The following is a 12,691-nucleotide window of genomic DNA, read 5'->3' on the forward strand; positions in this document are numbered from 1 at the left end:
CAGCAGGCCGGCCCTGACAACTGTCCATTATTTGTGGGCCACATTGGCCAGATCCCAGGCCGAGAAGGAGAAAGCAGCAATGTCCATCAGGAATCAACACTATGAAGTACTCGGGGTAAGCGTTGGACATGCCGGACCTGTGGAGAACACCGTTCACATCGAACTCAATGAAGGTGTCCAGGCTGTGTACGGTCTCAATGGCGCTGGCAAAACGTGGATACTGAAGTTGATCCAGTCGGCGCTCACAGGGGTCCGGCTCGACACCCACGAGCCCGACACTGCACTGGGAAAGCTGATGCCCCTCCCCGTTGCACATACACACTTCTACTTGACGGACCTTGATGATGACGACGTGTTCCGCTGCGCGCTCACGAGAGCGATATGGGAAGGACTCATGGCTGCTTTGGCGGCGGAACGCGGCGAACAACTCGCATCGCAAGATGCACCCGTCGAGGAATTGTTCGATCCCGACCAGGACGCGCTTGAGACCGCCTGGCTATCGGAACTGGCCAAGCGCTACGTTCGATTGCGTGCGGGTCGGCTCAGCAGCCCGGCCGGCAAGAAATTCGTAGATCAGTTGGTCGCCGTGTGCGACGAGGGTGTGTACACACTAGTCGCCACCGGAACAGCCGAAAACCCCGCCTGGGACGTCTGGATATCCAGCATCCTGGATACCGAAATGCGTTGGGCGATCGAGGATACCGCGCGCGGTGAGAAGCTCGACCTTACGGAGTTCACTTACCCACAAGCCCTTCTAATCGCACATGACTACGCGCAGCGTGTCGACCTCGACCGCCAGCACGTCCCCGAGTGGCTACCATTTCCCTTATTTCCGTTGGGTTGTAGCATCTCGATTCCGGTAGTCGACATAGTGGGCGGTGGCTTACACGACGCCCCAAAGTCCCCAGGCGCCGCTATCCAAACAGTACTCGCCCAACGAATACCCGAATCCCGACCTGCCATCGACGAGCAAGGCAGTGTCGCCGAAGACCTTCTTGAAGAATTTGCCCGGATCGAGGATCGCGCACGCACCGACATGGGGGATTTCTTTCCCGGGATCAACCTCCAGTTCCACGTTGGCAGTCCACCGGACTGGTTCACCGGACAGACTCCTCAATGGGTGAGCGGCACGACCGACGGCCAGCGGACCCTGCCCCTCTCCGCGCTCTCAGACACACAGCACCGCTGGGCGTCGCTGGTCACTGACGTAGCACTACTGCGGTCGTCCAATGCGCCAATGCTGTTCCTGTGCGATGAACCTGAGCGGGGCCTCCACGTCCAAGTTGCTCGAAATCTGCCTGAAATCCTCTCAAGGATCGGTCGACGCGAGGGGATGGCCTTCGTCGTCTCGACTCACTCCCATTACATGCTCGCCAACCCTCGCGTACACGCCGTCCACGCCGACCGCAGTGGTGGCACCACCGCAATACGTCCGACAACACTCAGCGTGCTCGACTCGGAATCCCGACAGCGTACTCAACTTGAACTGTCTTTGTCTGCACCGGAACTCAATACGCTCATGAACGTCGCCGTAGTGGTCGAAGGGACCCATGACGAGATCGTTTTCCGGAGCCTGCTGCGGGATTCGCTGGACCGAGCGATCGCCGGCCTATTCCCGATGCATGGTGCCAAAGCAGCGCATTCTCTCGCGGAAGCACGGCTCCTGCTCGACGGCACGGATGTCGATATCCTGGTCGTATTGGACAACCTCGACCATGAGCGAATCGCCCCCCTCTGGCAACAGGCAGTCGATCTTGCTGAAATCGGCGCAATCGAAGACGCACAAAGAAACTTGACGGTGCTTCGCACGGGTGGCAAGAACAGCGAACGCAAGTACCTACACCAACTCGGTGACCTTGCCCTGTCCAACGGCTGCCTAAACCGTCTTCGCATCATCGGCCTCACGCGCCCCGACATCGTTTGCTACCTGCCCGAGGAAAAGCTGTTTCCACCACGCAAGAAGCTGCCCAAGTGGGACAACCTCATTCACGAGTGGCGCAAACATGATGACCCAGCCGTCTCCGGCAACAGCATCAAGGACTATCTGACGTCCCGGGGGTTGTTCCCCAAGGACGAGACTAAGAGAATCGCCGAGATCCAACGATCTGCGGACGAAGCCGCGAGGTCGGCGATTCCCGTGCATCCGGAACTCATTAGCTTCGGCGAGGAGGTCGAGCGAACGGCATCACGATACCGCTCGTTACGGGCTTCGATGCCGCCCGGATTCTTCGCCAAGCATGACTAGTGGCTTGCTGGACCACTGGTTTAACCTCCAAGCGGACCTCGCACGAGTACGCAGCAGCATGCGGCCCGGAGTGCCCGGCGTCAAGTCTGACTGGACTTCACACCGGGCAGCCACTCCTCATCCGCAAGCGGGGCTGCGTTAAGCGAGGCTCTGCGGCTACGCCATTCGGGCAATTCAGCGTCCATGAGCTCGATGAATCGATGTCCGTGCCCACGCTCGAAATAGTGGGTCATCTCGTGAACGACGATGTACTCCAGGCACTCTGGTGGCTTCTTCGCAAGTTCAACATTGAACCAGATGTGGCGAGTCTCGCGGTTGCAGGAGCCCCACTTGGTCTTCATCCGTCGCACGCTCCATCTGGGGACGGCGACATCGAGACGCTTCTCCCACGTATCGATCAACGGAGGCAGAGCGTGTCGGAGTTGTTGTCGGTACCACTGGTCGAGTAGCTGACGATGTTGATCGGGCGACATCTCACCATTGGTGTAGAGCAACAACCGATCACCGCTGATCTCGAAGTGTGGCCGCCCCGGTCGCTCAATCACAGCGAGGCGCAGCCGACGGCCCCATACATAGTGGGATTCGCCGGTTGTCATCTCCCGCTCAGATTGACGAGGTGCGTTCCGAAATTGATCCTGCTGCTTGCGAATCCACGAGTATCGCTGAAGCACAGCCAGTCTGACTTGGTCCTCGGTGAGACTCAAGGGTGCGGCTACGCGTACCCGGCCAAGCGGTGGTTCGACTGCGATGTGGAGATTCTTGACGTCTTTGAACTCGACGTCTACCTCGATGTCTCGGACGGTGAGGTAGCCGGGAGAAACAGAGGGATCTGTCGACTGGTCAGTGGTACTCATCGTGAGCCTTCACCACTGCCATGAGTTCGTCGAACTCGTCCTCTCCGAAGTCGGCTGACAACTCGGCTCTGATCGCATTTCGTACGAGTCGCTGCTTGAGCTTGCTGTCGATCCAACCGTGAGGCTTCACCTCGTGGATGACGATATCGATTCGTCTGGCGAGTTGGTCGTCGCCGAGGTTGTCGATCAGTGCCTGGAGTCCCGTGTGGATCGGGCTCTCGCGCTCGGGCCGTGCCTTGCGCGCGAGTTCGATGAGTTCGGCGAGGTAGTTCTCGTAGTCGATCGCCTCCCTCCGCCGCTGTTCGATGAGCGCGGTAAGGAGGTCACTGACGTGGTCGTAGTACTTGGGGTTCATCATGCGTTCGTCGGTGAGGATCTTGCGCACATTGTTGACGATCGTCTCGGACACAGCCTGCGGATCACTTCGCACACCGGCTGGAAGGAGGCCGAGTGCGTCCGGGCCAAGCTCGACGATGAGTTCGATGAGACCCTTGTCCTCAAAGGTCGCAACGACCTTGGATGTGTCTGCCTGGATGTAGGTGTCGAGGAGGTAGCGCATTCCGGCTTCGTACTGTTTGAAGTCGACGTTCTCGCCGGCGCCGAGTTTGACCTCGGTGCGGATGCTGATGTAGCTGGCGACTTCTTTCTTGATCTGCGCTGCTTGGGTTTTCGTGTACCCAGCCTCGGCCATGTCGCCGGCGATGTTCGCATAGGCGCTGGTGACCGCCGACACTGCTTTGTAAAGCATGATCCGCTTAGGTTCGTTGTCCTTGAGTTGCTTCGCGTCGCCTTGATCCTTGGCGCAGAAGTACTGCTGGTACTCGTAGGTGCCCTTGGGTGGCTTCACGGGTTCGACGAGTGCTCGGATGTGCTCGAGCGCCTCGTCGAGATCTTCGCGTGCCTTCTTGATCCGATCGGTGAGGAGTCCCTCGATGTCATCTTTCTCATAGCCGTCGAGCGCTTCCGCGGTGTAGTCGTGGATCGCTGATTCCAGTGACTTGAACAGGTCGCGGTAGTCAACGATGTAGCCGTAATCTTTGTCGTCGCCGTCGAGTCGGTTGACGCGGCAGATCGCCTGGAACAGGCCGTGATTCTGCATCTTCTTGTCGATGTAGAGGTAGGTGGCCGATGGTGCGTCGAACCCGGTGAGGAGCTTGTCGACGACGATGAGGAGCTTCATCTGGCCGGGGTTCTCGACGAACTGTCGTTTGACCTCGCGTTCGAACTGCTCGACTTTGCTCATCGCTTTGTCGGCCGGTTCGTTGAAGTAGTCGGCGAGCATGCGGCGGTAGATCTCGTACTGCCGCAGCTTCTCGGTCTTTCCTTCCCCGGAGCGTTCCTTCGCGATGTCACCGGTGTTGGGGATGTAGCTGGTGACGATGGCGCACTTGCCTTGGAAGCCGGCGTTGCAGAACAGTTCGTACAGGCGGCAGGCCTGGTAGATGCTCTCGCCGACGAGCATGGCGTTGCCGCGTGAGTTCTTGAGGCGCGGTTTGAGTTCCATGTCGAGGAGGATGTCGTTGACGATCTGGCGAGATCGTGGCTCGCTGGAGGCGATCTTCTGCATCGTCATCCAGCGTTTCTTCAACTCGGCCTTGGACAGATCCGTCATGTTCTGGGTCTTGGCCTCGAACCACTGGTCGACCCGCTCCGGAGAGGTGAGGTGCTGCTCGATGTTGCGCGCTTCGTACCGGAGATCGAGGACAACGCCGTCTGCGACGGCTTCGTCGAACTTGTAAGTGTGGATGAAAGACCCGAAGGTTTCGAGGCTGGTGGCCTTGTCGGCCTTGAGCAGCGGGGTGCCGGTGAAACCTATGAACATTGCCTCTGGCAGCAGTTCTTTCATGGCGTCGTGCATTGTGCCGGACTGGGTGCGGTGGGCTTCGTCGACGAAGACGAAGATGTTGCCCTTGGCCTTGAAGTTCCTCGGGATCTTCGCGTTGAGTTCCCGGATGAACTCGGCGGTGGCCTCGTCGTCCTCGCGGTCGGAGTCAGGGGCACGGAACTTGTGCACCAGTGAGCAGATCAGCCACTCTTCGGAGTTGTTGAGTGTGGCGATGAGGTCGGCGCCGCTGCGGGTGCGGTAGATGTCCTCGTTGACACCGTGGAAGACCTTCTCGATCTGTTCGTCGAGTTCGGTGCGGTCGGTGATGAGGAGCACTCGTGCGTCGGGTTGGTTCTCGCGTATCCATTTGGCCAGCCAGACCATGGTGAGGCTCTTGCCGGATCCTTGGGTGTGCCAGATGATGCCGCCCTCGCGCTGTGCGATGCGCTCTTGGGCGGCCTTCACCCCGAAGTATTGGTTGTGGCGGGGGCCCTTCTTCACGCCCGAGTCGAAGACGATGAAGTCGTGGATGAGTTCCAGGAAGCGGTGCTTTTCGCACATCTGCAGGAGCGCCCTATCGAGGGGTCCGACCTTGCGGCGAGTGGCTTCTTTCCATGTGAGCCAGTACTTTTCGGGCGTGTCGATCAGACCGTACCGAAGTCCTTCGACGTCATTGCCTGCGAACACGAACTGGACGGTGGAGAAGAACGGTCGAATGAAGTCCGGTGACTGGTTTCCGATTGTCTGTCGAATACCTTCGGACACGGCAACTTTGGACCGCTTGAGTTCGAGGGTGGCCAGAGCGATGCCGTTGACGTAGAGCACGATATCCGGGCGCTTGGTGTGCTGACCGAGGACAGTCACCTCCTCCGCGACGGCGAAGTCATTTGCCTCAAGCTCATCCCAGTCGATCAGCCAGACGGTCTCGTACTGCTCCCCGACGCCAGGCTTGACCTTCACGCCGTAGCGCAGCAGACCGTAGACTTCACGATTCGCTTCGTACAGGTCGTGGCCGGCGCCGACCGCTGCCGCCTTCCCGAGTCGATCGAGTGCACGAGTGATGAGGTTCTTCCCGTAACCTCGTGCTCGGAGATTCGCGATGAGCATCGCCTCGTCGATATTGGAGTTGCCGGTCCTGGCAGCCCAGTTGCCGAGGTAGTCGTAGCCAAGCTTCTTGTCGAGGAGGTTTACCACGCGTTTCTGCGTGATTCGTTCCCTCTGACCAACATCACTCATGACCGGCCCCCCTCGCTCATGGCCTCCTCAAGCCCCTCGGACTCCCATTCGCCATAGGTTGTCTGTGTGCCCTGCACCTTCCATTCGAGACGGCCGTTGGCGTTCCGGCCGGCGACAACAGCGGCCGCTGCACTCGGACTGGAGAAGGCGTGGTCCCGAGTGAAAACCGTCGTGGCGCTGTCTGGCGACGATACGAGCGTGCCATCGTTCTCTAGCTTTGTGCGCAACCCGACGTAGTTGTGACCCGCAGCCCCTATCCACGCGGAACGCGCCTGGGAGCCTTCGAGCACGGTGAACTCCCCATCTACCTCTTGTGCGGTCGCGCTAATGCCAGATTTCTTCATCGTCATCTCGAACAGCGGCGAGTCCGTGCGACCACCCCCAGAAGATGCAGAAGCCGATGCTGCGGATGTCCGCGGGGACCGAAAGATGTTCACCCCCAAGATCGGCAGCACGATCTTGGCCTGCTCGATGAAGTACTCCATATCCGACACATCAGCCTCGGGCAACACAATCGGCGCCGGAGCGGTCCCGTTCGTCAGCCGTGCTCGACTGGCCCTCATCGCGAGAGTGATGAAACGACTCTCCAGGTACCGGGCGTGCGCCTTGGTCAGGTTCGCGTCCTTACTCGTGAGGACGATGGCTCGATCCCAGAAGTCCTTGCCGTTCTGACCTTCTGGCCGCGCATGCTGGTACAGGCGTTTGCTGACGTCATCACCTTCACCGATATAAGCGGCCTGCCCACCAAGGCTGTCCGGATCATCGCCCAGCAGTATGTAGATGCCCGTGCGCGACGCTTCGGGTCGCTTCAACAGCGCCGCCAGATCTGAACGCGGGGCCGCCACGACGTGACCGGTCCAGTTCATGATCTCTGCCGTCAGCAACCCTCCTGGCGTGCCGTCAGCAAGGAACAGCCGGGCCGACTTGCCAGCGCTCACGATCCAGCCTCCACGGGCAGGCGGGTGCGGCCAGTCAGCAACTGCTGCATCATCCCGGTCTTGATGTCGCGGGCCTTCGCTGCCCGAGCCCTCAACACTTCCAGCTCAGCGTCGACATCTGTCAGAACACTGGAGATGGCCCGTTGCTCTGCGAGATCAGACGGTAGTGAAAGAGGAATCGACCGCAACTGGCGACCATTCAGCGATGGTAAGGCGCCGGTTGCAACCAGCGAACTCATTGGAAACAATTCGAGCAGGTAGTAAATGAAACGGACATCAGCGCGAGTCTCGTCTACCGTGAATGCGGCCATATTGTTATCTACGCAACTTGGGCGCGTTAGAATGCGCTTTCGTTCAAGAAATACAGCGGCGCCGACTTTCGCGAAAATTATCGCGTTCGCCGGCATGACGACAGCACTAATCTGCTTCCGTTGGTGTTCAGATATATAGTTGCTAGCGACCGTCATGAAGAGTCCGTTGTGTGCGCTGTTCATATCGGACACCTTGTAGAACGGATACTCGCCCGATGTCTCCCCTTGGAAGCGAATCGGAAAACCGCTACCACCCTTGAATTCCCCGATATCGCCTGCCGCTCTGTCCTCCCACTGCCGACAGTACGTCGATAGCCGTGTACGGCCGGTCAGGAGTTGCTGCATCATGCCCTGCTTGATCGCCTGCTTCTTGGCGATGAGGCGTTCGATGGAGGAGATCAGATTGTCCGCATCTTGAAGGGTCTCGGCAATCTGCCGCTGCTCCACCAACGCAGGCAACCGAATTGGTACTCGCCTCAGGATCTCCTGGTTCAAGGATGGCATAGTGGTGCCCAGCGAATTGGCCCGGAGCCAATTACAGACCTGCGCTGACTGCAGCTCGGATGCAAGATATTCAGAATCGATACTGGGGGGCAGCCTTAGCCGAATTCCGTCAGAACCCAGAAAGTACCCAGACTCGTTTTCACGGACAAGGGCGCACCGATCCACGGCGCCTTTACGCCCAAATACGATGTCGCCCTTCTGAAGAACGTACTCGGGGAGACGTCGCAATACCTCTTCCCCAACTCTTGGCGTGGCCGGACCGATTCTGAGCGAGCCCATCCCCACCTCCCCGACTGACACGACAGGGACTCCGCCAATCTCGGCATACTCAGAGGCTTTGAGGGTGGTACCAAACGGACCAGTCTTCAACGAGCCACCCAGCCCCTCGAGTACTTCACCAATAGTGGTGTTGAACCGCAGGTTCACCTCGTTACCCCAAGATCAGCGAGGTGAGCGATGACTCGAGCATCGAGATCTCCGAACTCCGCGTCTAATTTCTCGGCAGTCTCCTCGTAACGTTCGCCTAGCTTCTGAATTCGAGCAACAAGATCGAGGGTTAGCTTTTCGACCTCGCCGATGACTCGTGAGGCCACCGTAGCCCGCCACTTGTCATCAAGTACAAGGGCTTTGACATCACCGGTGGTCAGGTCCCCGTATTTGTTCAGCGTCACCTGATCCAACTCAGCTTGCGCATCTTTGGATGCCCTTTTCGCGTCCGCCTCGGCGTCGTACAGCTTTAGCGCTTGTTGCAAGGCCACCACTTCGTCGGGTTCCGCCCCTTCGCGTTTGGCTTTCCGCAAGCGCGCACTCGCGAGCGCCCTCGTGACCTTGCCGTCCTCCATTGCTTCGGCGAGCGGGCCCTCTTCGTTACCGTTCTCTTCGATGTACTCTTCGACGGCTCGAGTCGCGTCATCGGCAGCCGCATTCAGTTCGTCGACCTCAGCTTGCTCGGCAGCGAAGTACCGGGCGACGATCAGTGCCGGCGGGATGAGGTCCATCTTGTACTTGGCGGCACCTCGCCCTTTGCCAACCACGAGATCGGGTGTCTCGGATAGCTTCCTGACCTTGTCGTCGATGGTCTGGCGGGGCTTGGCCGCGTCAAGCCAACCGTCGCTCATGATGAGGAAGACATCGTCGTGCACGACCCCGTGCCAGTAAGTCATGAGTTGCTCGTAGATGTCGTACTCGTCCACCAGCGGCACGTCAGCGAAGCTACGCAGAAGATCGTCACCGATCTCGGTGATTAGGTGGTTCGGGTTGGTGTTGGCGGTGATGTGGCTGAGTCGGGCGCGATGCGAGGTGAACCAGTCCGTCGTAATGGCCTGCGCACGTTCTGCGAACGCTTTGAACTCGTCGGAATCGAGGATCGCTTGCTGCACGTCGCCGACGTCGATGCGTAGGTCGCTGTAACTAGCCCGGTTACGTTTGAAGAGCTGCTTACGCAAGCTCGGGAACGCCCCCCAGTAGTCACTGAGGGCATCGAGATCCCTGTTAGGAATACCGCCGTTGATGTGGGCGTCGAGATCCTGCAGGTCTTCGGGTTCGGACGAGTCGATGTAGCGGGGAATGTTGAGGTTGTAGTCGTTCTTGGCGTCGGCGATTTCGCGCAACGGCACCATCCGCGAGTATCGGGGAATCTCAGGCTGATTGGTGAAGGTGTCGACAATCTTGTGGATGTCCTGGCTGCGCAGACGGTTCTTGGGCCCGTCTTTCATGAACCCCTTGGACGCGTCGATTATGAAGACGCCGGTGCGTGCGCTGGCATTCTCCTTGTCGAGGACAACGATGCAGGCCGGTATTCCTGTGCCGTAGAACAGATTTGCAGGAAGCCCGATGATCCCCTTGACGAACCCGTGTCGAAGTAGACGCTCGCGGATTACAGCTTCGGCGTGGCCGCGAAAAAGGACGCCGTGCGGCATGATGATGGCCGCCTTGCCCGTGCTCGTCAGGGACGCGAGAGCATGGAGTAAGAAGGCGTAGTCGCCGTTCTTTTCTGGAGGACGACCGTATTCAAAGCGCCCGTACTCGTTCTCGAGGCCGTTGCTCCATGACTTCGTCGAGAACGGCGGGTTCATCACCACATAGTCGAATCGTTCGAGGCGGTTGCCCTTGAGGAACTGCGGGTTGGTGATGGTGTCGCCCTTGGCGAGATCGGCAATCTCATTGCCATGCAGGATCATGTTCATCTTGGCCAACGCCCAGGTGGAGAAGTCCTTCTCCTGCCCGTAGATGCTCATGCCATGCGGTGACTCGGCGGCGGCTTTGAGTAGCAGCGATCCGGAGCCGCATGCGGGGTCGAAAACGGTGTCACCGCGTCTGGTGTGTGGCCCGATCCCGACGACCTGCGCGATGACTCGCGACACCTCGGCCGGCGTATAGAACTGCCCCTTGCTCTTGCCCGACTCTGTGGCGAAGTGCCGCATCAGATACTCGTAGGCATCGCCAAGCAGGTCATCGCCCTCGGCTCGGGAACCGCGAAAGTCGAGACCGTTGAAGATCTCGACCAGCTTTGAGAGCCGGTCTTGCATCTCCTTGCCCTTGCCGAGCTTCTCCTCGTCGTTAAAGTCGGCGAGGTCGATGACGTTGCGTAGTTCGTTGGCTTCGGCCAGTTTGGCGATGACCTTGTTGAAGCGGTCACCAATCTCGACCGACCCCTTCGCCTTGAGGAGATCGTCGAAAGAGCCGCCGCGCGGTACGTCGATGAGGCTATTCGGGTCGGCCTTGGCTTTGTCGGAGACGTACTTCACGAATAGCAGCGTCAGGATGTAGTCCTTGTACTGACTTGCGTCCATGCTTCCGCGCAGCTGATCGCAGCTCGCCCATAGCGATGAGTACAGATCCGACTTCTTCAGTGCCACGACACCGGCCTTCCACAAACACTAGGGTGTTGCCTTGCAAACAAGGCCCAACCCTAGTGCGTTCAGGAGCGGTTCACGGGCAGCTCAGGGGGACGGCATCAGCCCGAGTCCCCAGAATCAAAGGCTGCCACCCCGCGGAGAAGACCAACGATAAAGAGCGAGGTCACAGCCTCGGAAAGACTGTGACCTCGAATGTGAAACTGTGGTGAACTGCTCTGGTGGGCGAAGGGGGACTTGAACCCCCACGTCCCGAAGGACACTGGCACCTGAAGCCAGCGCGTCTGCCATTCCGCCACTCGCCCGTGGCCACCGGAGTTCCGGTGGGCATGTCGTCGAACTGGGTGTGTCCGGCGACTGGACGACGATAGCAGCACGCCGCCACCGAAACAAAACTCGATCTCCGACGTTGCATTTGCGCACTACGTCGGGTTACGTCAGATGCCGAATACACACCATTGGGACAGGTGTTGCAGACGGTGCACCAGTTGCCTTGGTGGCACAGTTGGCCGTTGATGTCGCTATCATCAAACAAGGCCAGATGCACGGCGACACGCTCTATTGCCGCGAAAGGAGGTCTCGGTGGGGATCCTGCAACGACTGGAACGCAAGCTCGAAGGTGCAGTTGACGACGGTTTTGCCCGTGTCTTCGGTGGTCAGGTGGCCCCGCAGGAGATCGAGAACGGGCTACAGCGAGAAGCCGAGGAGTCGCTCGAGAACCTCGGTGACGGTACGGTCCTTGCGGCCAACAGCTACACGTTGCTGTTCAGCCCCACCGATCATCAGCACATCGCTGCGGAATACGAGCTGAACCGCAAGACTTTCTCGAAGCATTTGGAAAACTTCATCAAGGACAACGGGTGGCAGACCTACGGCAAGGTCGTCGTAGAGTTCGAGCAATCGCCGTCCTTGCACACGGGGATCTTCCGCGCACGCGGCACGGTCAACCCGGACGCGCGGCCCCGCCCGGTGGCAGCACGTTCGGAACAACCGCACGGTGCACCGGTCCCCGGCCCGCCGGTCGGACGCCCGGCCCCTGTTCCCCCACCTACCGACGCCCCCGACCAAGGAGCCCCCAAGATGACTCAGAATCCCGGATACGACCAGCGCAGGGGCGCCGATCCCGCGTACGACCAGTACGGCCAGGGATCGGGACAGCAGGGCGACCAGGGTTACGGCCAGCAGGGCTACGACCAGTACGGTCAGCAGCCCGGTTACGACCAGGGATACGACCAGCAGGGTTACGGCCAGCAAGGCTACGACCAGGGTTACGGCCAGCAGCCCGGCTACGGACAGCAGGGTTACAGCCAGCAGGGCTACGACCAGCAGGCCTATGGCCAGCAGCCCGGGTACGGCCAGCAGAGCTATGAGCAGCAGGGTTACGGCCAGCAAGGCTACGACCAGGGTTACGGTCAACAGCCCGGCTACGGACAGCAGGGATACGACCAGCAGGGCTACGGCCAGCAGCCCGCCTACGACCAGGGTTACGGTCAGCAGGGCTATGAGCAGCAGGGCTACGGCCAGCAGGCCTACGGTCAGCAGCCCGCCGGGTACGACTACCAGGGCGGGTACGACCAGGGTTACGGCGCGGGCCGGCCGGCAGCCGGGTACGCCCCGTCGTCGATCACGCTGCTGCTCGAGGACGGCAGCAACCGCACCTTCCAGCTGCACGAGGGATCCAATGTGATCGGCCGCGGACAGGACGCACAGTTTCGTCTGCCCGACACCGGCGTCTCGCGCCGTCACGTGGAGATCCGCTGGGACGGTGCGACCGCCATGCTCACCGACCTCAACTCGACCAACGGCACCACCGTCAACGATCTCCAGGTGAACACCTGGGAACTCGCCGACGGCGACCGCATCCGCGTCGGACACTCCGACATCACCGTCCGGTTCCAGTAGACCCGCATACGCCGAGCGCAC

Annotated in this window: 7 protein-coding genes and 1 tRNA gene; 2 read left to right on the plus strand and 6 right to left on the minus strand. The window is 59.8% G+C overall.

Annotated elements, in window-relative coordinates; genetic code table 11:
* The first annotated feature begins 79 nt into the window (after positions 1-79).
* Positions 80-2,245: an AAA family ATPase gene (locus tag FFS52_RS05650; protein WP_137809110.1), complete on the plus strand. Its 2,166-nt coding sequence runs from the start codon at positions 80-82 to the stop codon at positions 2,243-2,245.
* Positions 2,246-2,325: 80 nt separating this feature from the next.
* Here FFS52_RS05650 and FFS52_RS05655 read toward each other — a convergent pair whose 3' ends face one another.
* The 6 genes from FFS52_RS05655 to FFS52_RS05680 all read right to left on the minus strand — a co-directional run bounded on the left by FFS52_RS05655 (position 2,326) and on the right by FFS52_RS05680 (position 11,073).
* Positions 2,326-3,099, minus strand: coding sequence for a SprT family zinc-dependent metalloprotease (locus FFS52_RS05655; RefSeq protein ID WP_137809111.1), 774 nt, complete (start codon positions 3,097-3,099; stop codon positions 2,326-2,328).
* Positions 3,086-6,160 (minus strand): HsdR family type I site-specific deoxyribonuclease, encoded by a 3,075-nt coding sequence (locus tag FFS52_RS05660; protein WP_137809112.1) that lies wholly within the window; start codon positions 6,158-6,160, stop codon positions 3,086-3,088. Before FFS52_RS05660 ends, FFS52_RS05655 begins: the two co-directional genes overlap by 14 nt.
* Positions 6,157-7,098 carry a GIY-YIG nuclease family protein gene (locus FFS52_RS05665; protein WP_137809113.1) on the minus strand — a complete coding sequence of 314 codons (942 nt, stop codon included), beginning with the start codon at positions 7,096-7,098 and terminating at the stop codon, positions 6,157-6,159. Before FFS52_RS05665 ends, FFS52_RS05660 begins: the two co-directional genes overlap by 4 nt.
* Positions 7,095-8,339 carry a restriction endonuclease subunit S gene (locus FFS52_RS05670; protein WP_137809114.1) on the minus strand — a complete coding sequence of 415 codons (1,245 nt, stop codon included), beginning with the start codon at positions 8,337-8,339 and terminating at the stop codon, positions 7,095-7,097. The genes FFS52_RS05665 and FFS52_RS05670 overlap by 4 nt, the downstream gene beginning before the upstream one ends.
* Positions 8,336-10,771: a class I SAM-dependent DNA methyltransferase gene (locus FFS52_RS05675; RefSeq protein WP_137809115.1), complete on the minus strand. Its 2,436-nt coding sequence runs from the start codon at positions 10,769-10,771 to the stop codon at positions 8,336-8,338. The genes FFS52_RS05670 and FFS52_RS05675 overlap by 4 nt, the downstream gene beginning before the upstream one ends.
* A gap of 216 nt (positions 10,772-10,987) precedes the next feature.
* Positions 10,988-11,073: transfer RNA gene (locus FFS52_RS05680), tRNA-Leu, on the minus strand.
* A 277-nt stretch (positions 11,074-11,350) separates the two neighbouring features.
* Between FFS52_RS05680 and FFS52_RS05685 the strand changes: the two genes are divergently transcribed.
* The gene (locus tag FFS52_RS05685) at positions 11,351-12,670 is read left to right on the plus strand and encodes a DUF3662 and FHA domain-containing protein (protein WP_137809116.1); all 1,320 of its coding nucleotides are present in this window, start codon (positions 11,351-11,353) and stop codon (positions 12,668-12,670) included.
* Positions 12,671-12,691: the final 21 nt, after the last annotated feature.

The organism is Gordonia sp. ALPHA1B1, assembly GCF_005502615.1.
Classification (GTDB): domain Bacteria; phylum Actinomycetota; class Actinomycetes; order Mycobacteriales; family Mycobacteriaceae; genus Gordonia; species Gordonia hongkongensis.